This window comes from Haemophilus sp. HN_Hi10 (assembly GCF_049821985.1).
Classification (GTDB): Bacteria; Pseudomonadota; Gammaproteobacteria; order Enterobacterales; family Pasteurellaceae; genus Haemophilus; species Haemophilus influenzae_D.
This window is the reverse complement of the sequence record NZ_CP187495.1, coordinates 1,488,890-1,514,756: the sequence shown is the minus strand read 5'-3', so window position 1 is coordinate 1,514,756 and position 25,867 is coordinate 1,488,890. Positions and strand designations below refer to the sequence as shown.

General features: G+C 38.2%; 22 protein-coding genes and 1 tRNA gene. 13 read left to right on the top strand and 10 right to left on the bottom strand.

Translation table 11 applies throughout. The annotated features are described in order from the left end of the window. Positions 1-114: 114 nt before the first annotated feature. Complete coding sequence (locus ACPT8Q_RS07385; RefSeq protein WP_050948485.1) at positions 115-1,557, bottom strand: YdgA family protein; 1,443 nt, start codon at positions 1,555-1,557, stop codon at positions 115-117. 252 nt (positions 1,558-1,809) lie between these two features. Here ACPT8Q_RS07385 and dnaK point away from each other — a divergent pair, with 252 nt between their 5' ends. Both dnaK and dnaJ read left to right on the top strand, forming a co-directional pair. Next, on the top strand, positions 1,810-3,717 hold the full coding sequence (gene dnaK / locus ACPT8Q_RS07380; protein WP_050948484.1) for a molecular chaperone DnaK: 1,908 nt from the start codon (positions 1,810-1,812) through the stop codon (positions 3,715-3,717). 227 nt (positions 3,718-3,944) lie between these two features. Continuing rightward, on the top strand, positions 3,945-5,093 hold the full coding sequence (gene dnaJ / locus ACPT8Q_RS07375) for a molecular chaperone DnaJ (RefSeq protein ID WP_425627513.1): 1,149 nt from the start codon (positions 3,945-3,947) through the stop codon (positions 5,091-5,093). A gap of 85 nt (positions 5,094-5,178) precedes the next feature. Here the strand turns inward: dnaJ and proA are convergent, their stop codons facing one another. Then, complete coding sequence (gene proA, locus ACPT8Q_RS07370) at positions 5,179-6,432, bottom strand: glutamate-5-semialdehyde dehydrogenase (protein ID WP_050948483.1); 1,254 nt, start codon at positions 6,430-6,432, stop codon at positions 5,179-5,181. Positions 6,433-6,452: 20 nt separating this feature from the next. Continuing rightward, on the bottom strand, positions 6,453-7,115 hold the full coding sequence (locus tag ACPT8Q_RS07365; protein ID WP_050948482.1) for a trimeric intracellular cation channel family protein: 663 nt from the start codon (positions 7,113-7,115) through the stop codon (positions 6,453-6,455). A 98-nt stretch (positions 7,116-7,213) separates the two neighbouring features. On the opposite strand from ACPT8Q_RS07365, the gene ACPT8Q_RS07360 reads away from it, so the two are divergent. Beyond that, a complete protein-coding gene (locus tag ACPT8Q_RS07360) occupies positions 7,214-8,014 on the top strand; it encodes a hypothetical protein (RefSeq protein ID WP_050948481.1) in 801 nt (266 codons plus the stop codon). Between the two features lie 32 nt (positions 8,015-8,046). Here the strand turns inward: ACPT8Q_RS07360 and ACPT8Q_RS07355 are convergent, their stop codons facing one another. From ACPT8Q_RS07355 to ACPT8Q_RS07345, 3 genes are all read right to left on the bottom strand, one after another. Further along, the gene (locus ACPT8Q_RS07355) at positions 8,047-9,243 is read right to left on the bottom strand and encodes a Bcr/CflA family multidrug efflux MFS transporter (protein WP_061671383.1); all 1,197 of its coding nucleotides are present in this window, start codon (positions 9,241-9,243) and stop codon (positions 8,047-8,049) included. 1 nt (position 9,244) lies between these two features. Further along, positions 9,245-9,943 carry a 16S rRNA pseudouridine(516) synthase RsuA gene (rsuA, locus tag ACPT8Q_RS07350; protein WP_050948479.1) on the bottom strand — a complete coding sequence of 233 codons (699 nt, stop codon included), beginning with the start codon at positions 9,941-9,943 and terminating at the stop codon, positions 9,245-9,247. 96 nt (positions 9,944-10,039) lie between these two features. After that, entirely contained in the window at positions 10,040-10,660 is a 621-nt protein-coding gene (locus ACPT8Q_RS07345; RefSeq protein WP_050948478.1) for a DUF1919 domain-containing protein, read from the bottom strand. Between the two features lie 197 nt (positions 10,661-10,857). On the opposite strand from ACPT8Q_RS07345, the gene ACPT8Q_RS07340 reads away from it, so the two are divergent. Both ACPT8Q_RS07340 and ACPT8Q_RS07335 read left to right on the top strand, forming a co-directional pair. Continuing rightward, a complete protein-coding gene (locus ACPT8Q_RS07340) occupies positions 10,858-13,128 on the top strand; it encodes an NADP-dependent malic enzyme (protein ID WP_050948477.1) in 2,271 nt (756 codons plus the stop codon). A gap of 267 nt (positions 13,129-13,395) precedes the next feature. Then, positions 13,396-15,321, top strand: a complete 1,926-nt coding sequence (locus ACPT8Q_RS07335) for an LTA synthase family protein (protein WP_050948781.1) — start codon at positions 13,396-13,398, stop codon at positions 15,319-15,321. 30 nt (positions 15,322-15,351) lie between these two features. Here the strand turns inward: ACPT8Q_RS07335 and uvrB are convergent, their stop codons facing one another. Together uvrB and ACPT8Q_RS07325 are read right to left on the bottom strand one after the other, a co-directional pair. Further along, positions 15,352-17,391 (bottom strand): excinuclease ABC subunit UvrB, encoded by a 2,040-nt coding sequence (gene uvrB / locus ACPT8Q_RS07330; RefSeq protein WP_005628806.1) that lies wholly within the window; start codon positions 17,389-17,391, stop codon positions 15,352-15,354. A 419-nt stretch (positions 17,392-17,810) separates the two neighbouring features. After that, positions 17,811-17,886: transfer RNA gene (locus tag ACPT8Q_RS07325), tRNA-Asn, on the bottom strand. Between the two features lie 312 nt (positions 17,887-18,198). Between ACPT8Q_RS07325 and ACPT8Q_RS07320 the strand changes: the two genes are divergently transcribed. Together ACPT8Q_RS07320 and ACPT8Q_RS07315 are read left to right on the top strand one after the other, a co-directional pair. Next, positions 18,199-18,420, top strand: coding sequence for an ESPR domain-containing protein (locus tag ACPT8Q_RS07320; protein WP_050948476.1), 222 nt, complete (start codon positions 18,199-18,201; stop codon positions 18,418-18,420). 225 nt (positions 18,421-18,645) lie between these two features. Further along, positions 18,646-18,840 (top strand): hypothetical protein, encoded by a 195-nt coding sequence (locus ACPT8Q_RS07315; protein ID WP_050948475.1) that lies wholly within the window; start codon positions 18,646-18,648, stop codon positions 18,838-18,840. 175 nt (positions 18,841-19,015) lie between these two features. Here the strand turns inward: ACPT8Q_RS07315 and zevB are convergent, their stop codons facing one another. Both zevB and zevA read right to left on the bottom strand, forming a co-directional pair. Next, on the bottom strand, positions 19,016-19,990 hold the full coding sequence (zevB, locus tag ACPT8Q_RS07310; protein WP_050948474.1) for a zinc transporter permease subunit ZevB: 975 nt from the start codon (positions 19,988-19,990) through the stop codon (positions 19,016-19,018). 2 nt (positions 19,991-19,992) lie between these two features. Beyond that, positions 19,993-20,613, bottom strand: coding sequence for a zinc transporter binding subunit ZevA (zevA, locus tag ACPT8Q_RS07305; protein WP_050846950.1), 621 nt, complete (start codon positions 20,611-20,613; stop codon positions 19,993-19,995). 351 nt (positions 20,614-20,964) lie between these two features. Here zevA and ACPT8Q_RS07300 point away from each other — a divergent pair, with 351 nt between their 5' ends. From ACPT8Q_RS07300 to ACPT8Q_RS07275, 6 genes are all read left to right on the top strand, one after another. Continuing rightward, positions 20,965-21,240: a type II toxin-antitoxin system RelB/DinJ family antitoxin gene (locus ACPT8Q_RS07300; protein WP_050948473.1), complete on the top strand. Its 276-nt coding sequence runs from the start codon at positions 20,965-20,967 to the stop codon at positions 21,238-21,240. Continuing rightward, positions 21,237-21,500: a type II toxin-antitoxin system YafQ family toxin gene (locus ACPT8Q_RS07295; protein ID WP_061671384.1), complete on the top strand. Its 264-nt coding sequence runs from the start codon at positions 21,237-21,239 to the stop codon at positions 21,498-21,500. The genes ACPT8Q_RS07300 and ACPT8Q_RS07295 overlap by 4 nt, the downstream gene beginning before the upstream one ends. Positions 21,501-21,594: 94 nt before the next feature. After that, positions 21,595-23,265 carry an energy-dependent translational throttle protein EttA gene (gene ettA / locus ACPT8Q_RS07290; protein WP_050848571.1) on the top strand — a complete coding sequence of 557 codons (1,671 nt, stop codon included), beginning with the start codon at positions 21,595-21,597 and terminating at the stop codon, positions 23,263-23,265. 61 nt (positions 23,266-23,326) lie between these two features. Further along, positions 23,327-23,668 carry a SirB2 family protein gene (locus ACPT8Q_RS07285; protein ID WP_050846956.1) on the top strand — a complete coding sequence of 114 codons (342 nt, stop codon included), beginning with the start codon at positions 23,327-23,329 and terminating at the stop codon, positions 23,666-23,668. 4 nt (positions 23,669-23,672) lie between these two features. Further along, complete coding sequence (locus ACPT8Q_RS07280) at positions 23,673-25,643, top strand: tRNA(Met) cytidine acetyltransferase TmcA (RefSeq protein WP_050948471.1); 1,971 nt, start codon at positions 23,673-23,675, stop codon at positions 25,641-25,643. Further along, the gene (locus ACPT8Q_RS07275) at positions 25,640-25,813 is read left to right on the top strand and encodes a DUF5363 domain-containing protein (RefSeq protein WP_005657572.1); all 174 of its coding nucleotides are present in this window, start codon (positions 25,640-25,642) and stop codon (positions 25,811-25,813) included. Before ACPT8Q_RS07280 ends, ACPT8Q_RS07275 begins: the two co-directional genes overlap by 4 nt. Positions 25,814-25,867 lie beyond the last annotated feature (54 nt).

The window sequence follows — 25,867 nt, the reverse complement described above, 5'->3', positions numbered from 1 at the left end:
TTGTAGGGTGGGCTTTAGCCCACCAATTAACCATAAAAAATGAATAAAAACGGTGGGCTGAAGCCCACCCTACGATACTGAAAAACGCGAACAAAATTTATCGCCCTGTTTTAGTTATCTCCCAAATCCTCCCATTACAAGAATGAAGAGGATCATTTTCAATTGTTCTTCTGGGATTGGCTTGCCGTTTAGTTTCAATTCGTTATTCTCTAAAGCAAGCGTTAATGTGACGGTTTTATCGGTGTTTACGATAATGCCATTTGCTTCGCCTTCAGCAACTAATTCATCTATTCTGTAAACTAAATCTTGCTTTTGGTTTTCTGGTGTGAATTTAGATAACAATGAAATTGTAGTTTCTTTATTCACATCAAAATTGATGGAAAAATCTTTGAATTGTTTGTATAAGCCACTACGCATTAAATCAAATTTAGGATTTGGCACTAAAGCAATATTCAGATCCAATGCCACTTTGCCTTTTTCATCAGAAATAGAAAGAGGGGAAAACTTAATTTGAGGCTGATTATTCGCAATTTCCATACCTGCTTGTTGTAATTTTTGCACCGATGGTTTAGGTAACGGCATATCTGAATCAGCCTTGCCTATTGCTACTAAAATGTTTAAAAGCTCTTGTAATGCATTGCCATCAATATGGTTGAATTCTACATTGTTGGTCACTTTACCTAAGTTGTTACCGTTAATATGTAATTCATCCAGATTTGTTTTATTGATGATATTTACTGTATCACCCTCAACTTGTGTAGTTAAATTTGTTTGGCTGTTTTTCTGAATAAGAGAGAATTTTCCGCCAGTCTCTGCAGATTCGGTATTTTGCTCAAAATAGCCTATTTTACTATTGATATTTCCACTATAAATAAATGGCCATTTTGTGCTTTGTAGTGAGCCTTGTACGACAAGATCTTTTATTTTAATTGATGAAGCGGTTGAAGCTGTATGATTAGGGACATTTGAATTAAATGCATCTACAGATAGCGTATAATGGCTGGGTTCATTTTTGTCTAAATCAACATTTAATACGACATTTGACCAATCAAGCTCAGCCTTAGATTGTTCATTGTGATATTGCCCCGATGCAAGTTTTAATTCCGCATTACCGTTTAAGGCATAATTCATTGCAAAATTCAGTTGTAGCGGTTTTTCTGATTTTGTGACGTCAAAAAGTGCCTGAGTTGTTGCATTTTTTCCTAACAAGGTTTGGCTTGAGAAAATGGTTGGAACGAAATTCAGTTTTGCCACACGATCAAGCGGCAAAGGCCCGTGATAAAGTATTGATGATAAAGGAATAATGATCGTTTCATTTGCTTTATGAATTTCAATTTGATCTTGAATATGAGACGCAAATAATCCTCTGTCATATTTTATATTTTTATAAAAAATTTTACTTTCTTCTAATGCCTCAGTTTTGGCAAATAGTTGATTTAATTGTTTTAGTTGATGTAAATATTCTTCTTCAGCCTTTTTCCCTGTAAACCATGCACTGGTACACCAAACGGCAGCAAGCGCAACGACTACGCCTGCAGCAATTTTTGATTTTTTCATTTATTTCTTTCCTATTTTAAAGTAAAAATTTTCGCCAAATTTATCACAAATCCCTTTTTCTTGCCTGAAAATTTTTGTTTTCCCCTTGAAGTTCATCATTTGAGACTTATTTTGAAAAACAAGAACGGAAATTACCGCACTTTAAGAAATAAAAAATTTTTAAAATTTTCTCTTGAAATGCGAAGGAATATCCACATCTTAAAACTCGTAATAAATTACCCCGAATTTTAAAATTTTTACTAGGAGTACAAAATGGGAAAAATTATTGGTATTGACTTAGGTACAACAAACTCTTGTGTAGCAGTAATGGACGGCGACAAAGCTCGCGTAATTGAAAATGCAGAGGGTGCGCGTACAACCCCTTCAATTATTGCTTATACAGATAATGAAACTTTAGTGGGTCAGCCAGCAAAACGTCAAGCAATCACTAACCCGAAAAATACATTGTTTGCGATTAAACGTTTAATTGGTCGTCGTTTTGAAAGCGAAGAAGTTCAACGCGATATTAAAATTATGCCTTTTGAAATTACTCGTGCTGACAATGGCGATGCTTGGGTAAACGTAAAAGGTGATAAGTTAGCACCACCGCAAATCTCTGCCGAAGTATTGAAAAAAATGAAAAAAACTGCAGAAGATTTCTTGGGTGAATCTGTAACAGAAGCAGTAATTACTGTTCCTGCATACTTTAATGATGCACAACGTCAAGCAACGATTGATGCAGGTAAGATCGCTGGTTTAGACGTTAAACGTATCATTAATGAACCAACAGCGGCTGCGTTAGCGTTCGGTTTAGGTTCAAGTAAAGAGAATCAAGTGATCGCAGTTTACGACTTAGGTGGTGGTACATTCGATATTTCAATCATCGAAATTGATAACTTTGATGGCGAACAAACTTTCGAAGTATTAGCAACGGGAGGTAACACTCACTTAGGCGGGGAAGACTTTGATAACCGTGTAATTGATTACATCATTGATGAATTCAAAAAAGAACAAAACATCGATTTACGTAATGATGCGATGGCATTACAACGTGTGAAAGAAGCGGCAGAGAAAGCAAAAATTGAACTTTCATCAGCTCAATCTACCGAAGTCAATTTACCTTACATCACTGCAGATGCGACTGGCCCTAAACACTTAGCATTAAATATCACTCGTGCAAAATTAGAAGCATTGGTAGAAGATTTAGTGGCAAGCTCAATTGAGTCACTCAAAACTGTATTAAAAGATGCTGGTAAAGGTGTAAGTGAAATCCACGATATTATTCTTGTGGGTGGCCAAACTCGTATGCCACTTGTACAACAAAAAGTGGCTGAGTTCTTCGGCAAAGAAGCACGTAAAGATGTAAACCCTGATGAAGCGGTGGCAATCGGTGCGGCAGTACAAGGTGGTGTATTAAAAGGCGATGTGAAAGACATTCTTTTATTAGATGTTACTCCATTATCACTTGGTATCGAAACCATGGGCGGCGTGATGACCACTTTAATTGAGAAAAATACAACGATTCCAACCAAAAAATCGCAAGTATTCTCAACAGCAGAAGATAATCAAAGTGCGGTAACCATTCACGTTCTTCAAGGTGAACGTAAACGTGCGGCAGACAATAAATCTTTAGGTCAATTCAACCTAGAAGGTATTAATCCTGCACCGCGTGGTATGCCACAAATTGAAGTAACATTTGATATCGATGCAAACGGCGTAATCAACGTATCTGCAAAAGATAAAAATACGGGTAAAGAGCAACAAATTCGTATTCAAGCATCATCTGGTTTATCTGATGAAGAAATTCAACAAATGGTGCGTGATGCAGAAGCAAATGCTGATGCAGACCGTAAATTTGAAGAAGTTGTTCAAGCGCGTAATCAAGCAGATGGCATTGCTCACGCAACACGTAAACAAATTGCAGAAGCTGGCGACGCATTGAGTGCTGCAGATAAAGAGAAAATTGAAGCTGCAATCGCTGAGCTTGAAACAGCAGCAAAAGGCGAAGATAAAGCAGAAATTGAAGCGAAAATTGAAGCTGTAATTAAAGCCTCTGAACCGTTAATGCAAGCAGCGCAAGCAAAAGCTCAACAAGCTGGTGGCGAGCAACCACAACAATCATCAGCAAAAGATGATGGTGTGGTAGATGCTGAATTTGAAGAAGTGAAAGATAATAAATAATTCACCGCTCTTCTTAACATAAACAAAGGGCGTGGAAACACGCCCTTTTGGTGTATATAAATGATCCCCCTCTTTAGAAAAGAGGGGTTAGGGGAGATTTGATAGCGATATCAAATTTTCTTATGAGCTAAATTTACTTCTGCCAAATCTCCCCCCACCCCTCTTTGCTAAAGAGGGGAGTATGTTACAAGCGGTCAAATTTCTATAAAATTTACAAACGAAACACTATGGCAAAAAAAGATTACTACGAAGTCCTTGGCCTACAAAAAGGGGCGAGTGAGAACGATATTAAACGTGCTTATAAACGTTTAGCGTCTAAACATCACCCTGATAAAAACCAAGGCAGTAAAGAAGCAGAAGAAAAATTCAAAGAAATTAATGAAGCTTATGAAGTATTAGGCGACGATCAAAAACGCGCAGCCTACGATCAATATGGCCACGCAGCCTTTGAACAAGGTGGGGGAGCTGGTGGTTTCGGTGGCGGCTTTGGTGGTGCTGATTTCGGCGATATGTTCGGCGATATTTTTGGCGATATTTTCGGTGGCGGTGGACGTGGTCGTCAGCGCGTTGTTCGTGGCGAAGACTTACGCTATGACTTAGAAATCACTTTAGAAGAAGCTGTAAAAGGTACAACCAAAGATATTCAAATCAATACCCTTGCACATTGTGATAGCTGTGGTGGTTCAGGGGCTGAAAAAGGTTCTAAAGTGGAAACTTGTCCGCATTGCCACGGTTCTGGTCGAATTCGTCGTCAGCAAGGTTTCTTCGTATCTGAAAGTATTTGTCCAAGTTGTCATGGTAGCGGTAAGAAAATTGAAAAACCTTGTCGCAGCTGTCATGGAGAAGGACGCATTCATAAGAAAGAAAATCTTTCAGTAAAAATTCCTGCAGGCGTAGATACGGGCAATCAACTTCGTTTAGCTGGAAAAGGCGCAGTGGGCGAAAATGGTGCACCAGCTGGCGATTTATATGTGGTCATTCACGTAAGAGAACATCATATTTTTGAACGTGATGGTTCTAATCTTTACTGCGAAGTACCAATTAGCTTTGCAATTGCGGCATTAGGTGGGGAAATTGAAGTGCCAACTTTAGATGGCAGAGTAAAGCTTAAAATTCCTGCAGAAACCCAAACTGGAAAATTATTCCGTATGCGAGGCAAAGGTGTCGCATCTACACGTAGTGGCTACGCGGGCGATTTGATTTGCCGTATTGTGGTAGAAACGCCAGTTAATTTAACCAGCGAACAAAAAGAATTACTTCAAAAACTTGAAGAAAGTTTACAAGGTAAAGATTTAAGTAAACATGCACCAAAATCTTCAGGATTTTTGGACGGTGTGAAAAAATTCTTTGATAACTTGGGTAAATCTGACAAATAAAGATAATAAAAAAGTCCGCTTTTGCGGACTTTTTTATATGCGAATAATCTCTTTCAAAAATTACCGCACTTTTTGTTCAATAACACTATCTGCGGACGGTGTATTCGCCTTCGCAAACCCATTTATAGCTCGTTAATGCTTCTAATCCCATTGGGCCACGAGCGTGAAGTTTTTGGGTGCTTACGGCGACTTCTGCGCCTAATCCAAATTGTCCGCCATCAGTAAAGCGTGTGCTTGCATTCACATAAACGGCAGCGGCATCAACTTGATTGATAAATTGACGGGCTAGGTTTTGTGAGGACGTTAAAATACTTTCAGAATGTTGCGTACCATATTGGCGGATATGCTCAATAGCTGCATGAATATCTTCCACAACAACCACATTCAAATCCAATGATCCCCATTCTTCGTGCAATTCTTTTTCTGTCACTTCGCAGACATTCGCACCCACTTGTTTCAATATATTAAGTGCGGTGGATTTTGCGTGATATTTTACGTTTTTGGCAGCGAGATGAGAGACGAGTTTGGGTAAAAATTCTTCAGCAATAGAACGTTGTACTAACAACGTCTCTAATGTGTTACAGGTGCTTGGACGCTGTGTTTTAGCGTTATCAATAACAAAAATTGCTTTATTTTGATCCGCACTTTCTTCAACGAAAGTATGGCAAACACCCACGCCACCTACAATAACAGGAATAGTTGAATGTTGTTTACACAATTCATGTAAACCCGCACCACCACGAGGAATAATCATATCCACATAGCGATCTAGTTTTAATAATTGCATAACGAGTTCACGGTTTGGATCAGTAATAGCTTGCACTGCAAATTTTGGTAAGTTTGCTTGCTCTAAAGCATTTTGCACAACTTCGATTAGAATCTTGTTAGAAAACTGTGTTTCTTTACCGCCGCGTAAAATCACTGCATTACCTGTTTTAAGGCAAAGACTTGCCACATCAATGGTTACATTTGGGCGAGCTTCATAAATTGTGCCAATGACGCCGAGCGGCGTGCGTACGCGTTCGATTTTAAGTCCGCTATCCAATGTACCGCCATCTATGATTTTCCCCACGGGATCTGCTAGAGAAATAACGTGGCGTATATCATTAGCAATGCCTTGCAAACGTTCTTGCGTGAGCAGTAGGCGATCAATCAAGGCATCAGACAATCCATTTTGTTTGGCAAGTTCAATATCTTTTGCGTTTTCGGCTAAGATAAGCGGTGCTTGTTGTTCGAGTTGTTCTGCTATAATGGATAATGCACGATTTTTTTCAGCAGTGGTGAGTTGAGCCAAGATAAATGCTGCATCTTTGGCTTGTTTACCCATTTGTTCTAACATAGTTATTCCCTTTATTGTATTTATTTCTTTTTATTTGGCAGCTTATCTTGTTCTTCCGATGTGAGTTCTTGGTAATTAAATACTGGCAACCCCCATTCGAAATGAATAGCTAAAATACGTAAAGTAAAGCTGCTAATAAGTGTGAGTAACACGGCAAGCGTATGTTCTACTTGAATTGTGCTTAATGCGTAATAAGTCAGCGTGGCAAATAGTGCAATGCTGGCATAGAGTTCTTTTTGGAATACGAGAGGAATTCGATTGCATAGCATATCGCGTAGAACTCCGCCAAAGGCACCCGTAATACAGCCTGCAATACAAACAATAGTGAGACTATGTCCCATATCCATCGCAATTTGTGCGCCAATAATGGAATACACCACTAAACCCATCGCATCGAGCACCAAGAAAATAGTGCGAAAGTAGCGCATAAAATGATTGATGAACGGTGCAACATATACGGTAATTACTGCCGCACTTGCCACCATTAAAAAATATTCTGGGTGCTTAACCCAGCCGAGAGGATAATGCCCAAGCAGTACATCACGCACTGAGCCGCCGCCAATGGCAGTGACGGATGCGATAATTATCACGCCAAAAATATCCATTTTTTCACGACCAGCCGCAAGTGCGCCTGTCATTCCTTCAGCAGTGATACCGATGATATATAAAATACTAAGTAACATTCATGTACCTAAGTGCGGTTATAATTGGTTTCATTCTACTTTAAAATTTAATGAATTTTTAGCATAATGGCGCATTATTTTTTTCAGACGTCAAAATTATGTCAGAACAATCTTCTAAATATATCGCAGCATTGCTTGCGGTATTATCGATCTCAATGGTGCTTGGCATCGATCTATTTATTTTTTCTTTGCAATCTGAAAAGCAAACAATGCCTAATTTAGGTGTAGGCGTGTTAGTTGCACAGTTAATTTCTTTGTTGGTATTTTATCGCGGCGAAATTTGCCCAGGACAACGTGGTCGTTTAATCAAAGTTAATCTCACTTTTGCCATTTATTGGGCGGTTTGGTTGCTGATAAGCCTATTACAAAATAATCACACGCTTACTAACGTGATGAGCGTATGTGGTCTTTCTGTCGTGTATTTTATTTGGAAACAACCAAAAACTGAAAAAATCCGTAACAGCTTTTTATTGATGGCTGCATTAATTGCGGGTTTAGGTTGCTTGAGTTATTTAATGATTTTTACCGTGCTTCCTGCGAGTGATTTTGCTGAATATAACCCTTTTGCACCGATTTTATCTGGTGTGATTTTAGCAAATCTTTCGCTTGTGATTGCACGTAGTCGTTTGGACGGTTTTATCGCATTGTTGCCCTTAGCCATGATTATATTGCTTGCTTTAAATGCCTTGGCAATGTTTTTATTTTTACTTTTAAATGGCATGGAAAGTGCGGTTAATTCTGAGAGTGTTTTTGCCTACATCATTTATTTTGTTTGCCATTTTGTTATTGCGGCTATTCTGATTCTGCATGGTTTCCAAAAGTGGAAATTATCTGCCAATAGCTTATTTATCCTATTATTTATTGCTGCTTGCTTGCCGTTATGGATGGTATTTGTTTAATAAAGAAAACAATCATTGAGCCGTGGGGATATTTATCCACGGCTTTTTAGATTTCGGCTGGTTAGAAAATAATAGGATAATACGGAAATCGCGACACATGCTCCCATAGTAAAGAGCATTGGGGCAGCAGTATCCATTTTCATTGACGCAACTAAACTTCCCATCATTGCACCCACTGCAAAACGCACGCTACCAATCAAAGAATTTGTAGTCCCCGCCATTTGAGGACATCTTTCTAAAGCTGATGCCATTGCATTTGATGAAATCACAGGGTTTGGACCGATGAAAAGGGCAACGCCAATTGCCATTGACCAAAAGCCGAGATCTAAAAGTGCGGTCAAAATTAGCCACATTCCTGAAATAAATTGAATTGCGAGGGCTATACGTAGCATTGTTTCTGCACCAATTTTGGTGACAAATCGGGTATTCAAAAAGGAAGCAAAGATCATCGTAATGATATTCATCATAAAGAAGTAACCGAACTGTTCGACAGGAATCCCATAAATGCCGATATATACAATCGAGCCTGCGGTGACAAAGGTAAATAATCCGCCAAAGCCAAAGGAGGTGGCAAACATATAACCTAGCACTTCTTTTTGTTTCCAAAGCAGAAGGAAATTGCGAGCGATAATATTTAATCGCAGAGGAATGCGATTTTCTTTTTTATGGGTTTCTGGAATGATGAAAAAGACCAATGTAGCGGCTAGCAATCCCACCAGCGAAATAACGTAAAAAATCGCATGCCAGTGGAAAAATTTAACGATGTAACCCCCAATAATTGGTGCAACTAAAGGCGCAAGCATAAACACTAACGTGATGGTAGACATCACTTTAGATAGCTGATCTTTACTAAATAAATCACGTAATAATGCGCCTGAAAGCACAACTGGTGCGGCACCAAAGAAACCTTGTACGAAACGAAGTGCGGTGAAATTTCCGACTGAATTTATTTCGGTAAGCACCAAAGCTGTTAGCGCGCCTACAATGACACCGAGCAAAATGATCGGTTTTCGTCCAAAGCTATCGCCAAAAGGCCCCCAGAAAAGCTGACCAAATGCCATACCGTAGGCAAAAGAGGTTAGCGTATGTTGTACTTGTTCTGGACTTACGTCGAGATCCTTTGCAATTTCTAAAAAAGACGGCAAATACATATCCACGCCAAAAGGCGGTAGCATAGAGAGAATACCGAGGGTAAGAATAAAGATGAAAGTCGATTTTTGTTGATTCATATTATTTCACTAATCTTTCAATTTCACTTTGAGTTAATGGGCGGTATTCCCCTTCATCTAAGGATTGATCCAACACTACATTACCAATTTTCCAGCGATGTAATCCGACGACTTTATTCCCAAGTGCGGCAAACATACGTTTTACTTGATGATAGCGGCCTTCAGAAATGGTTAGATTTACATTGTAATCATCTAAAATTTCTAATTTTGCTGGTTTAGTGGGTTCTTTTTCTCCGCGTAATAAAATGCCTTCCGCACAAGCTGTGGCATAATTTTCTTCTACGGGATCAGCTAAAGTTACCAAATAGGTTTTTTCACAATGATGCTTTGGCGAAGTGATGCGATGTGACCATTGTCCATCATCGGTAAGCAAGACGAGACCTGTTGTATCCACATCTAAGCGACCCGCGCTATGTAATTTGCCCGCTAAAGGGTAATCAAAAAATTGATAAATTGTTGGATAGTCGCCGTCATCATTAGAACAAACACAACCTTGTGGTTTATTTAACATAAAATACTGACCTTCTTCCACCCAAGTTAATAATTCATCTTCAAAATAAATTTTGTCTTCTTGTGAAATTTGTACCGAGCCACTTTTGACAATTTCGCCATTAATTTTTACCGCACTTTGACGGATTGCTTTCGTTGCTTGAGAACGCGTTAAGCCCGTATTTTCAGCAATAAATTTATCTAATCTCATTATGTTTTCTCTTGTTAAAATTCGCTGGGTATTGTACAGGTTTTTGCTTTTATAACGAAACAAAAAAGGCTGCATTTAATCTGTAGCCTTTATTGATTAAGCTTGATTAAACCACTTCACGTAATCAAATTGATCGTAATATTTTTTTCCATTCCAGCCTGAAAATTCAAAAATATCGCCCACCTGATTTTGCTTCTCAAAGCCTTTTATATAATAAGCTGATTTAAAAGCAGGGTAGGGCTTGTGAGTAAAAATCACTTTATTTTTAAAAGGGAGTTGATCAAAAAGTTGAATGTCTTTTTCGGTCACGCCATCTCGATCTGCCATCATAATAAAAAGATTGTCTAAATTGATGCGTGACGTGCGACGTTGCCATTTTTCATTAGCTTCTTGCTCACTGTGATAGTGCATAAAATGAATTTCAAGATCGGCAAGTTTTCCTACTGGATAATTTTTTTCTGTTTGCACAAATGTGAGAGGTTGATTGAGATAGAAATCCATATTTTGTAAATAACGCAAAAAATCTTGTGGCGAGAGATAGAGATTTACAAAAGGCGAATTAAACGGCTGATGTAAATCGTGCAAGATAAAAGCCCCCACGCAATTGGCAGAAATGACAGTCATACCTTGATTTATTAGTTTATGTTGCAGAGTGCGATTAATGAAAAATCTTTGACATTTATTCACCGCACTTTTAATTTTTTGAAATGGATTCATTTTCTTATCCTTTATGCTTTTGTTGCGAAAATCCTACCTTTTTTGCTGAAAAATGAAAAGTCTAGCTAATGCTTCGCATCAAAAAAATTTTGTTATAAAGTTGTAAAAGTTTGCAGTTCGTCACAATTTTTTGAATAAAAAACAGATATAATCGACGCAATATTTCAATCCTGTTTCAAGAAAATGGAGCATTTATTATGACCGAACAATTACGTCAAGCAGCCTTAGATTTCCACGAATTTCCAATTCCTGGAAAAATTGAAGTTACTCCAACAAAATCACTCGCAACACAACGCGATTTAGCCTTAGCTTATTCGCCAGGTGTGGCAGAGCCTTGTTTAGAAATTGAAAAAGATCCTGCCGCCTCTTACAAATATACAGCACGTGGAAATTTAGTTGCTGTTATTTCTAATGGTACAGCGGTGCTTGGACTTGGCAATATTGGCGCACTAGCGGGCAAACCTGTAATGGAGGGAAAGGGCGTATTGTTCAAAAAATTTGCGGGCATCAACGTATTTGATATTGAAGTGAATGAACATGATCCCGATAAACTTGTTGATATTATTGCCTCGTTAGAGCCAACTTTCGGTGGGGTAAACCTTGAAGATATTAAAGCACCAGAATGTTTCTATATTGAACAAAAATTGCGTGAGAGAATGAACATTCCTGTATTCCATGATGACCAACATGGTACGGCGATCATCAGTGCTGCCGCGATCATCAATTCTCTTCGTATTGTAGGTAAAAAAATTGAAGATGTTCGACTTGTGGCATCTGGTGCGGGGGCTGCATCTATTGCGTGCTTGAACTTATTACTTTCTTTAGGTATGAAACGTGAAAACATCACAGTTTGCGACTCGAAAGGTGTGGTATATAAAGGTCGCGATGACAAAATGGATCAAACCAAAAAAGATTATGCAATTGAAGATAATGGCTGGCGTACACTTGGCGATGCGATGCCAAATGCAGATATTTTCTTAGGTTGTTCTGCGGCGGGTGCGCTTACACAAGATATGGTTAAAAGTATGGCTGCACATCCAATTATTCTTGCTTTAGCTAACCCAAATCCTGAAATTACCCCGCCAGAAGCGAAAGCGGTTCGCCCTGATGCGATTGTATGTACAGGCCGTTCTGATTATCCAAATCAAGTAAATAACGTGCTTTGTTTTCCATTCATTTTCCGTGGTGCATTAGATGTGGGTGCAACCACTATTAATGAAGAAATGAAACGTGCGGCAGTTTATGCCATTGCTGACCTTGCATTAGAAGAGCAAAACGAAGTGGTAACTTCTGCTTACGGTGGTGAAGGGGCGACTTTTGGTGCAGATTATGTGATTCCTCGTCCATTCGATCCACGCTTGATTGTGCGTATCGCACCAGCGGTAGCAAAAGCTGCAATGGAATCTGGTGTGGCAACTCGTCCAATTCAAAATTGGGATATTTATATTGACCAACTTACTCAGTTTGTTTACAAAACTAATTTGTTTATGCGCCCTATTTTTAGCCAAGCAAAAGCGGTAAAACAACGCATTATTTTAGCGGAAGGGGAAGAAAATAAAGCATTACACGCCACCCAAGAAGTGATTTCAATGGGCTTGGCAAATCCAATTTTAATTGGTCGCCGCAGCGTGATTGAAGAAAAAATTAAAAAACTTGGTTTACGTTTAACTGCAGGTGTGGATTTTGAAATTGTGGATAACGAAGATAATCCTCGCTATGAAGAATGTTGGAAACACTATTACGAACTTACCAAACGTAAAGGCATTACACCTGCAATCGCAAAACGTGTTGTGCGTTCTAACACTACCGTATTAGCTTCTACGTTACTGAGCTTAGGCTATGGCGATGCTTTAGTATGTGGTTTATTTGGTTCATACGGAAAACACCTTGCATCGATTCGCGATATTATTGGCTTAAAAGATGGCGTGAAAACTGCTGCTGCTTTAAATAGTCTTGTATTACCGACTGGTAACGTATTCTTAACAGATACTCACGTAAACAGTAATCCTACAGCAGAAGAATTAGCTGAAATTACCTTAATGGCAGCAGAAGAAATTCATCGTTTTGGTATTGAACCTGCAGTAGCATTACTTTCTCACTCTAATTTTGGTTCCTCTGATTCACTCGGTGCACCAAAAATGCGTGAAGTATTACAGATCGTCAAAGAGCGTAATCCGCACTTAATGATCGATGGGGAAATGCGTGGAGATTTAGCGATGAACGAAGCACACAGAAAAGAATTAATGCCTGATAGCCCACTGAAAGGATGTGCAAATTTATTAGTGTTCCCTGATTTGAGCTCATCACGTATTAGTTATAGCTTATTACGTGGAACAACCACCGCAATTACCGTTGGCCCGATCTTAATGGGTATGAATAAATCTGCGCATATTCTTAATCCAGGTGCATCTGTTCGTCGTATTATCAATATGATTGCCTATGCAGCAGTGAAAGCACAACAAGAGTAATTGAAAAAAGTGCGGTAAATTTCTGTCGTTTATTTAATGAAGCCTCGATTTTTTTCGAGGCTTTATTTTTATCATTCTATTGAATGTTATTAGCTAAAATGTACCACACAGAATTTGGCATATTGTTTACATTAAGATTAACGAAAATTATGTAAAAATTTACCGCACTTTAAGGCTTTTATCTTGTCGAAAAGGAGCTGATAGGCAGTAACCTATATTTCTTCAATTTAATACGGCTTGAATGCCGTTTTGTTAATGATTTTTACAATGAAAAAAGCGTATTCCCCTTTATTCCCCATCTTCACATTCGTGTTGATTAATCTCATCATCCTTTCTTTATCCCGTTTGGGACTAGCTGTATGGCAATCAGAACGTGTATCCGCCGTAGATGGCTGGTTGCAATTATTTTTGCAAGGCGTACGAATGGATATTGTGGCACTTTGTTATTTATTTGGTGTACCTGCATTGCTCACAACATTGTTCCATAGTAGCAAAGTTTGGGTAAAAATTTTACGCCTTTGGCTAACCCTTGGTAGTGTGTTTATTATCTTTATGGAAATTGCCACACCTGCCTTTATTGAAACCTACGATTACCGTCCAAATCGTTTATTTATCGAATACCTGATTTATCCGAAAGAAGTTTTTTCAATGCTTGCTGAAGGGCATTTAAGTGCGGTGATTTTTAGCCTTGTTTTCACAGTTTTATCTGCCGTGATTTATTGGAAAATTTCTGGTTGGGCAGTCAAAAATTTACGTTCAATAAGTTGGAAACTTCGCCCTGTGATTGCTTTGCTTGTTATTGTCGTGAGCTTCCTTGGGGCGCGTTCAAGTTTTCAACACCGCGGAATTAATCCCGCCATGGTGGCATTTTCCTCTGATGCGTTAGTGAATTCTTTGGTGCTTAATTCGGGCTATTCCGTGATTTATGCCGCACAGCAATTTAAAGATGAAGAAAAATCTTCAGAAATGTACGGAAAAATGGATGTAGACGAAATGTTTCGTATTGTTAAAGCAAGTCGAGGCCGCCCAGACAGCGATTACATTTCAGATAAATACCCAACTTTAACGAAAAATGTCGCGACTTATCAGGGTAAACCTAAAAATATCGTGATTTTGTTACAAGAGAGTCTCGGTGCTCAATTTATTGGAACGCTCGGTGGCAAACCACTTTCTCCAAATGTGGATCAGCTTGCAAAAGAAGGGTGGTTATTTGAAAATCTTTATGCAACAGGCACACGTTCAGTACGCGGTATTGAAGCAACAACCGCAGGTTTTACGCCAACGCCAGCTCGTGCAGTTGTAAAACTTAATAATGCTCAAAGTGGTTTCTTTACTATTGCGGATTTATTACATAAACAAGGTTATAACACTTCCTTTATTTATGGCGGAGAAAAGCACTTCGACAATATGGCGAGCTTTTTCTACGGTAATGGCTTTAAAGATATTTGGGATCAACAAGATTACCAGAATCCAAAATTTACTGGCACTTGGGGCGTGAGTGACGAGGATTTATTTGATAAAGCCAATGAAACTTTCACGAAATTACAAAATGAAGGTAAACCGTTTTTTAGTTTAGTGTTTAGCTCTAGCAATCATGATCCATTTGAATATCCAGATGGCAGGATTGAGCTTTATGAACAACCAAAAGCCACTCGTAATAATGCAGCAAAATATGCGGATTATGCCTTAGGTCATTTCTTTAAAATGGCAAAACAGTCTAATTATTGGAAAGATACGATTTTCTTAATTGTTGCGGATCACGATTCTCGTGTAGGTGGAGCAAGCCTTGTGCCAATTAAGCATTTCCATATTCCAGCTTTGATTATCGGGGAGGGCATTATGCCACGTCGTGACAGCCGTCTTGTGAGCCAAATTGATATGCCAACCACGTTACTTTCTTTAGCAGGTGTAAGTGGTAATTATCCAATGATTGGTTTTGATTTAACGCAAGATGTAAACCCAGATCGTGCCTTTATGCAATACGATCAAACTCAAGCAATGATGAAAGGCAATAATGATGTGGTGATTCAAATGCCAAATAAAGCAGCGCAAGGTTATCGTTATGATAAATCAACAGACACTTTAACGCCAAAAGAGGTGCCTGATGCAATGAAAAAAGAGGCATTAGCTCACGCTTTATTAGGCAGTTATTTATATAAGAATCGCTTGTATTCTTCAGATGAAAATAAATAAACGGAACGCCAGCTTAAGCTGGCGTTTCTTTTAGTTTTCAAAAACAAACTGTTCACGCAATTGATGTAATTGATCGCGAATTGCCGCGGCTTTTTCAAATTCCAAATCTTGTGCAAATTTATACATTTGTTGTTCCAATTTTTTGATTTGTTGTTGATATTCTTTGGCATTTTTCGGTGCATTATAAAGTGCGGTTGGTTCTGCCGCCATTTTTCCACGTTGTTTATTGGCTTTCGCTTTTTGGTTTGCACCTTGCCCAATATCTAACAATTCCCCAACTTTCTTATTCAATGCTTGTGGCACAATGCCATGTTCTTCATTATATTTTGTTTGTTTTTCACGACGACGATTAGTTTCCGTAATAGCTTTTTCCATCGATTTTGTGATGCTATCCGCATATAAAATCGCTTTACCATTTAAGTTTCGTGCAGCACGGCCGATGGTTTGGATTAAAGAGCGTTCGGAGCGTAAAAATCCTTCTTTGTCCGCATCTAAAATCGCCACAAGAGACACTTCTGGAATATCCAATCCCTCACGTAGCAAGTTGATGCCGACTAACACATCGAATTCTCCTAAACGCAAATCACGGATAATTTCCACACGTTCCACCGTATCAATATCAGAATGTAGATAACGTACTCGGATCCCATGTTCATCTAAATAATCCGTTAAATCTTCCGCCATTTTTTTAGTGAGTGTTGTCACTAAAACGCGCTCATTTTTATCCGCTCTTTGGCGAGCTTCCGAAAGTAAATCATCCACTTGAATTGAGACTGGACGAATTTCAATAAGCGGATCAAGTAAACCAGTCGGGCGAACCACTTGATCGATGATTTCACTGCCTGATTTTTCTAATTCATAGGGCCCTGGTGTTGCGGAAACATAGATGGTTTGTGGGGCTAAGCGTTCAAATTCCTCAAAGCGTAACGGACGATTATCCAATGCGGACGGTAAACGGAAACCATATTCAACCAAGGTTTCTTTGCGCGAACGGTCACCACGATACATTCCACCAATTTGAGGCACGGTCACATGAGATTCATCAATAATTAAAATGGCATCAGAGGGCATATAATCAAATAATGTTGGGGGTGGCTCGCCTTCATTTCTGCCTGACAAATAGCGAGAGTAGTTTTCAATACCCGAGCAATAGCCCAATTCATTCATCATTTCAATATCAAATTGGGTTCGTTGGCTAATTCGTTGTTCTTCTAAAAGTTTATGTTCTTTAATGAAGTATTCACGGCGTGATACGAGTTCTTTTTTGATGTTTTCTATCGCATCTAAAATGCGTTCTCTTGGCGTAACATAGTGCGTTTTAGGATAGATCGTAAAACGTGGAACAGCACCAAAACTACTGCCAGTGAGCGGATCAAATAAACTTAATCGTTCAATTTCATCATCAAATAATTCAATACGCACCGCACGATCATCGGATTCTGCAGGGAAAATATCAATAATTTCCCCACGAACACGGAAAGTTCCACGCTGAAATGCTTGATCATTGCGGGTATATTGCAATTCCGCTAACTTCGCTAAAATTTGGCGTTGATCTATAATGGCACCTTGTTGTAAATGCAACATCATTTGTAAGTAGCTATCAGGATCGCCCAAACCATAAATTGCAGAAACGGAAGCCACTACGATGGTATCTCGACGTTCTAAAAAAGATTTTGTCGCAGAAAGTCGCATTTGTTCGATTTGATCATTAATAGAAGCATCTTTTTCAATGAAAGTATCACTGCTAGGCACATAGGCTTCTGGCTGATAATAATCATAGTAAGACACAAAATATTCCACCGCATTTTCTGGAAAAAAGGCTTTCATTTCTGCATAAAGTTGAGCGGCAAGGGTTTTATTCGGTGCAAGTAACATTGCGGGGCGATTTAATTGAGCGATTACGTTGGCGATAGTAAACGTCTTCCCCGAGCCTGTTACTCCGAGCAAAGTTTGATGTGCCAATCCATCCGTTAAATTTTCAGCCAATTTTTCGATAGCTTGTGGCTGATCGCCAGAGGGGCGAAAGTCGGAATGAAGAATGAATGGTTTTGTGTTGATTTTTTCAGACATAAAGTGCGGTTGATTTTTTGATAATTTTGAATAATGCCTATTTTAGCATATTTAACGGGGAAAATTGATTAGGCAAAAATCTAAGTTTTACACAGACTTAGTGATGTCAAGAGGAAGATCTCACAAATTCATAAAAAAAACTTTAATTTTTTGCTAGACAAAACTTAACTTATTGATTTTAAATGATAATTTAAATTTAGGCTAATCTGTAATCAAGATCGAATAATCCTTGTAAGAACAAGGGATCCGCAAAATTTTAAAAAGTTAATCCACAAAGTTATCCACAGGCTCTGTGGATAGAAAAAAGAGATGATATTGATAAAAATAAAGCCCATCAACAGGATGGACTTAAAATCTTTTGGTTGCTAATTTAGAAATTTGTAAAAGGAGACAAACAAACTCTAAACCAAAAGAAAAATTGGCTCCTCCTGCTGGACTTGAACCAGCGACATATGGATTAACAGTCCACCGTTCTACCGACTGAACTAAGGAGGAATAAACTTTGTATCACAAGGAATAGGGCGCGCATTTTAATAAGGAGCTCATTCCTTGTCAATCAAAATGTATAAAAATGTAAATTTAATTTACATTTTATTTATTGAATTGATAATTAGTTGCCACATTATGTTTATGAAGTTAATTTGAATATCTTCTTTCTTTACAAATCTTTACAAAAAACAAGCATTAATCATATTGATATATATAATCGCCAACCTTTATCTCACGCTTATTTAAACGTCACTATCTAGAAAATGTGTTAAAAAATATGTGGGCTATCTATACCCCTGAAATGAAGGTTATTTATTTATGAATCGTGTATTTAAAATTATTTGGAACAAAACAACGCAGAGACAAGAGGTTGTTTCAGAATTAGCGAAAAGTAGTGCAAAAGCAAGTTTTGCTTCTAATAATACTCAAAAAGCCACAAAACAATTTATCATATCTATTCTTACAGTTCTTATAACATCAACATTGCTAGCTTCAGTTAGCAATGCTGCCACTATTAATTACAATGATATTTCTAAATAAGGTGTTGCAGTCGTATCAGATCCTAATAGTGAAATTCTGAAAAATGTTGCTCTTGAAGGTTCAGTTACTGTCGGCGTATATGCCAACGCATTAGCGACGGATTCCATTGCTATTGGTTCTCGTGCAAATGTTAATAATTATTGGGGAGATCAATATCGTGAAGCTTTAAATGGAATTGCTATTGGTCAATTTTCAAGTACATCTACTAAACATGCAGTAAGTGATATGAAAATCGGAGACACTACGCTATCTAAAGGTGTTGCCGCAACCGATAATGGCACAGTAAGTTTTGGTAATAACAATGTTAAACGACAAATCCAAAACGTTGGTGCAGGCGAGATCTCTGAAAATTCTAGTGATGCTATTACTGGTTCACAGCTTTATTCTGTAATCAAAGCAACTGACGAAAAATGTTTTTGAGAGAGTTTTTTATTGTTTGAAGTACCAAATTAATTCAATATGTTCAATATATTCTGTTGATGTGTGGATTAAGAGGTATTTTCTAATAAGATTTATATCTGACCGTTTTTTATAATTTAATAAAATATCAATGCAACTTATTATCTCTTGATAATAAAATAGCCTTAATAGCTTATTAATTTCCAAATAAAATAGTGCCTCCATTTACTGGGTTTAGCGTTCCATACAACAAACTCAAGGCAAAAAATAGCATTATTCCACCTGCTATTAATTTCACGATGCTTTCGCTTTTTCCTTTCGTATTTTTTGAACTATACCAACGCCCTAAGTGAATTGCGGTATTTCGTGCATAACGTACAATTCCTGCGAAGGCTGACAACATAAGCCCCGTGCCGAAAGACATAGCTAATACAGCTAAGATTCCCCAGCCATAAAGATCAAGCATATAAGCTAAAAATAAAACGAAAATTGCACCACTACATGGTCGCATACCAATTGTTAAAATGACTAGAAATTGTGATTTTAGATTGGTTGCTTGTGCAGTTTGTGTGGGGCTTGGTAAATGTTGGTGTCCACAACTACATGTGTTTGGCTGAAAAGTGCGGTTATTTTTCACCGCACTTTTTTCGTGTAGGGAGAGGGGATTTAGGGATTTAATGGTTAATTTAGCTTTTTTACGATAGGCACGTAAACCTTGCCAAATCCAATAACAGCCGAGAAATACCAATAATAGCAAGGCAGTTCGTTCTAACCAAAGCTGACTTAATTTGAAATAACGTGATGAAAGATTTAGCACTACAACAAGCAATGTTGTTGCTGTAATCGCGACAATGCCTTGCATTAAGGATGAAAGTAAGCTCAAGATAGTGCTTTGTTTTAATTGGCTTTCATGCGTGGAAAGATAGCTGGCAATAATAAATTTGCCGTGTCCTGGCCCGAGGGCATGGAGTACGCCATAAATAAAGCTGGCGAAAATAAGCGTGATGCCTGCCTTGATGCTATTATTTTGAATTTGATGTAAATTTTCCGAAATAAGTTGATTAAAATCTTTTTGCCATGCAGCAATATGTAAGAAAAACCAAGGGGAAAAATAGACAAGTAAGGAAAGTGCAATCACTAATAACACGAGCCCAGTTTTATATTTTTTCATTTCTACTCACATTGAATTATTATTTTTTGTGCGAACATTACGCCTAAGGAATCATCTTCGTTCTTTTGGGATTTATCAAGTGAAGATGCGTAGGCTTGGATTTTTTCATCCACATTAGGTTCAATTAATTTTCCTTGGCAATTTTTCGGAAGTGCGGAAAAATCTACCGCACTTTTTGAGGCGTAAGTCATCGCCACATAATAAGTGGAATCGTAAGTTTGTAAGCTAAATGTGTTTTTTTCTAACTTTTGAGAATGGGCGAGTGGTACATCAAAATAATATTGCAGTTGTAAACCTTGAACGTTAATGCCGTAATTTTTTGGGCGAGGGGAATATTTGATTTTATTATTTTGCTTGTCATATAAATAGCTGAAATAATGTTCACTGACGATATTTCCCATGACGTCATCAAGAAGTTTTTGTTTCTCCGATTTAGTTCTAGCTTGTTTCATATCATAAATAACTGCAGACGAACTTGGTTCATCTAATGTCCATTTCATTGAAAAACCAGTAAGTTGATTATTTTCTATAATGGGCGTGCTTTGTATATCAATAAATGCATGGGGGTGAGATAAAGCACTGCAACTAAAGAATAGACCGAGTAATAATGAATACGTTTTCACAAAAAATCCTAATTATTTTGAACGTTAGCATTAGAAGTTGTTTATTCTACACGCAAAAATGAATTTTTCGGTCAAAAATATTGATGTAAATCAAAAAAACTCTCAATAGCATTTCCCTCGTCTCTGAATATTCAGTAACATTGCTCCCGTCAAGTAATTGCTTGATATTCATAAAGTTCCTAAATAAAATAATCATAAATATAGCTAAACTACTTTCCTGCCACCCGTTTCGGGTGGTTTTTTTTATCTAAAATTTATTAGGAACGCATTTTTGTATATCTTTTGTGTTTTAATTGTATTTCATTGTATGTTATTGTGTATGTTAAGCATCATTGATAAGGAGAAAATAATATGGCTGCAGTTAGCTTTCGAGTACCTGATGAAACTAAAAATATAGCGTTTGAAGTGATTAAAAGTTATGGTCTTTCCCCAACTCAAGCACTTAATATGTTTTTAGCTCAAATAGCTAAAACGAAAGCGATTCCAGTATCATTAGATTATCAAACTGAACAGATGCCTAACTCAAAAACGATAATGGCTATGGCAGAGTTGGATAATCATAATGGGCGTGAATACAAAACATTGGAGGAATTCCATCAAGCGATGCTATCGGAGATGAAATCATGATTTCAGTGAGTGGGGAATATAAAAGAGAATTTAAAAAACATATTCCTCTTATTATAAATAGTCCAGAATATATTGAAGTTATGTATTGTCTTTTGAATAGCTTACCATTGCCAGAAAAATATAAAGATCACGCTTTAACTGGCAATTGGAAAGGTTGGCGAGATTGCCATATTAAGAATGATCTCGTGCTTATTTATAAAATTGTGGGGGATGAAATAAGACTAGCTCGTCTTAATACTCATTCAGAAATTTTTGGTTAATGGTAAGAATTTAAGTAAATCTTGTTCTTGGTATTCTATATTTTCGCCCTATTTTCCAGTAGAATAGGGCGAATTTTTTTGTGAGGAATTATTAATGTCATCTCAATTTGTATATACGATGCACCGTGTCGGCAAAGTGGTGCCGCCGAAGCGTCATATTTTGAAAGATATTTCTTTGAGCTTCTTCCCAGGTGCGAAAATCGGGGTATTGGGCTTAAATGGTGCGGGGAAATCGACCCTTTTACGCATTATGGCAGGCGTAGATAAAGAGTTTGAAGGGGAGGCTCGTCCGCAACCAGGAATTAAAATTGGTTATCTTCCGCAAGAACCCAAATTAGAACCGCAACAAACCGTGCGTGAGGCTGTGGAAGAAGCAGTTTTTGAAGTGAAAAATGCACTGACTCGTTTAGATGAAGTGTATGCACTTTATGCGGATCCCGATGCTGATTTCGATAAACTGGCGGCTGAACAAGCCAATCTTGAAGCCATTATTCAAGCGCACGATGGGCATAATTTAGATAACCAATTAGAGCGTGCCGCAGATGCGTTACGTTTACCAGATTGGGATGCGAAAATTGAGCATTTATCAGGGGGAGAGCGTCGCCGTGTGGCACTTTGCCGCTTATTACTTGAAAAACCAGACATGCTTTTATTAGATGAACCAACTAACCACTTAGATGCGGAATCTGTGGCGTGGTTAGAACGATTCTTACATGACTACGAAGGCACTGTTGTGGCAATTACCCACGACCGTTATTTCTTAGATAATGTAGCAGGTTGGATCTTAGAGCTTGATCGTGGCGAGGGTATTCCTTGGGAAGGTAACTATTCTTCTTGGTTAGAGCAAAAAGAGAAACGTTTAGAACAAGAACAAGCAGCTGAAAATGCGCGTCAAAAATCCATTGCGAAAGAATTGGAATGGGTTCGACAAAATCCAAAAGGTCGTCAAGCGAAAAGCAAAGCACGTATGGCTCGCTTTGATGAATTGAACTCTGGCGAATATCAAAAACGAAACGAGACGAATGAACTCTTTATTCCACCAGGTCCACGCTTAGGCGATAAAGTGATTGAAGTGCAAAACTTAACCAAGTCTTATGGCGACCGCACTTTGATTGATGATTTATCATTCAGTATTCCAAAAGGCGCAATCGTTGGTATTATCGGGGCAAATGGTGCGGGTAAATCAACTTTATTTCGTATGCTTTCAGGTCAAGAACAACCAGATAATGGATCTATTACGATGGGCGAAACCGTTGTACTTGCTTCGGTGGATCAGTTCCGTGACGCTATGGATGACAAGAAAACCGTGTGGGAAGAAGTGTCTAATGGACAAGACATTCTCACTATCGGCAACTTTGAAATTCCAAGCCGTGCTTATGTGGGGCGTTTCAACTTCAAAGGTGTGGACCAACAAAAACGAGTAGGCGAATTATCGGGTGGGGAACGTGGTCGTTTACACTTAGCTAAACTTCTACAACGTGGTGGTAACGTGCTATTACTGGACGAACCAACCAATGACTTAGATGTTGAAACCTTGCGTGCCTTAGAAAATGCGATCTTAGAATTCCCAGGCTGTGCAATGGTTATTTCCCACGACCGCTGGTTTTTAGACCGTATCGCAACGCATATTTTAGACTACGGCGATGAAGGTAAAGTCACGTTCTATGAAGGTAACTTCTCAGACTACGAAGAGTGGAAAAAGAAAACCTTAGGCGATGCCGCTACTCAGCCACATCGTATTAAATATAAACGTATTGCGAAGTAATTTAGATTGAGAAAGTGCGGTGGATTTTGACCGCACTTTTCTTACTTTTTTGGGAGTGATTATGTTAGTTCATTTACATATTTTTTTCGCCTTTGTAAGTTTGGCATTGTTAGTAATTCGTGGTGCAATGCAGCTTAATGGTAAAAATTGGCGTTCGATAAAATTATTAAAAATTTTACCGCACTTATCAGATACCTTGCTGATTGTGTCTGGTGTCGTCATTTTATATCTCTTCGCTTTTGATATTGAATTATGGTTAGTGGCTAAATTTGCATTACTGATTTTGTATATCCTGTTTGCTGCAAAATTTTTCAGTAAAAAAGTTTCTCAACCCAAAAGCATTTTCTTTTGGCTTGCTTGCGTAAGTTTTATTGGTGCGATATTAATTGCCTATTTAAAATAACACGATGCCATCTCGCCATCTTCAAATTTTAATCTGCAAAACCTTGCCACTTGTGCCTGATAACGTTTTGATTATCGGCGAAAGTGGCATTGCTTTTTCTAAAGCAACAAATTTGCTTGGACAAGAATTTGAACATATTTTATTTGATGGACGAAATGGCATTCATCTTGAAGCGCTGGCTATTGCAGCTGGAACACTAAAAATGGGCGGTACATTTTGTTTAGTCTTATCCGATTGGGAAAATTTATCTCAGCAGACTGATCAAGATAGTTTACGTTGGAATGGAAATCAGTCAGCAATCGCCACGCCTAATTTTATTGATCATTTCAAACAGTGCATTGAACGCTATCATTTCCCCATTTTCAGAGAGGAAAGTGCGGTTGAATTTCCTCCCATTTTTTATTCTAACGAGCATCACAAAAATGCCACGTTAGCTCAACAACAAATTATGGAGACTATTTTACAAACTGAGCAGGATATTTATTTTCTAACCGCCAAGCGAGGAAGAGGAAAATCCGCATTATTGGGGATGCTTGCTAACCAAATTCAAGCGCCAGTTTATCTCACTGCACCAAATAAAAGTGCGGTACATTCGGTTATTGAATTTTCAGAACGAGAGATAGAATTTATTGCGCCCGATGAACTGACTATTCGGTTACAAAATGAACCAGAATTTAGTCAATCTGCTTGGTTGCTCGTAGATGAAGCAGCGATGATCCCATTGCCATTATTGCAACAATATTCTCAATATTTTCAACATATTGTCTTCAGCACAACAATTCATAGCTATGAAGGAACGGGGCGTGGTTTCGAATTAAAATTTAAACGGAAAATTCACCGCACTTTTCAGCATTTTGAGCTTAAACAGCCCCTACGTTGGCAAGAAAATGATCCATTAGAACATTTTATTGATGATCTTTTGTTACTAAATGCCGAAGATGATTTTCAGCACTTCGACTATAGCGATATTACTTATAACATTGAGAAAAACGCTAAAAACCTTTCCTTCCCCTGCTTGCGGGGGAAGGTGCCCGTAGGGCGGAAGGGGGACTTAGATATAGCCAGCTCCCCTCAGCCTTCGGTAGCACCCCTCACAAGCAAGGGCAGCCAAGAGGAATATAGTCATCAATTTTTCTTTCGAGATTTTTATGGGCTAATGACGATTGCTCACTACCGCACATCGCCACTCGATCTTCGTCGTTTACTGGATGGGGAAAATCAACGTTTTTATTTTGCTGAATATCAACAGAATTTGCTCGGTGCAATTTGGGCGTTAGAAGAAGGAAATATGTCGGATGACGAATTGATTATTCAAATTCAACAAGGCAAGCGCCGCCCGAAAGGGAATCTTGTGCCACAAGCCTTGTGTTTCCACGAAAATCTTTCCCAAGCCTGTAAACTGCGTTCACTCCGCATTTCACGTATCGCCGTGCAACCAAATTGGCAGCAAAAGGGCATTGGTCAAAATCTAATGAAATTTATGGAAAATTCAGAAGTGGATTTTCTTTCGGTAAGTTTTGGTTACACTGACGAATTGGCAAAATTTTGGCAAAAGTGCGGTTTTGTTTTGGTGCATTTAGGCGAACATCAAGAAGCGAGTAGTGGTTGTTATTCAGCGATTGCTCTTAAAGGTCTTTCCAAAGAAGGCTTGGCTTTAGTTGATACTGCACACAAACAATTTCAGCGTAATATCCCTTTATCTTTTCATCCGTTCGCCATAAATTTTGAGCAAAATCAGTTTGATTGGCAGCTTGATGAGTTCGATTGGCTGAGCTTAAAAAACTTCGCTAATTTTCACCGCACTTTATTTTCGAGCATTCCTGCGATAAGGCGTTTATTAAAATTAGCGGGCAAAGAAAACTTCCCATTAATTTCCGCTTATTTAACAAAAAAACAACTTCCCATTAACAAGAAAAAAGGCGTAGAATGTTTGCGTTTAGAAATTAAACAATATTTAGCGCGAGGAACTTTATGACAGAGCAAACCGCAAAACCAAAAGGCTGGTTTAAACGCGCACTTGAAAAATATGACAACTTCATTAAAGAATGGGGGTTAGATCAACCTAATTGTAGCTGCGTGCCTATGTCAGCAACAGAAGATGAAAATGGTAATTTGAAGAAAGAAGAATCTTCTTTAAAGAAATAAATATTAACTGGTTTTTTAAACAGTAAATTTATTGAAAGATAGGTCAAATTCCAG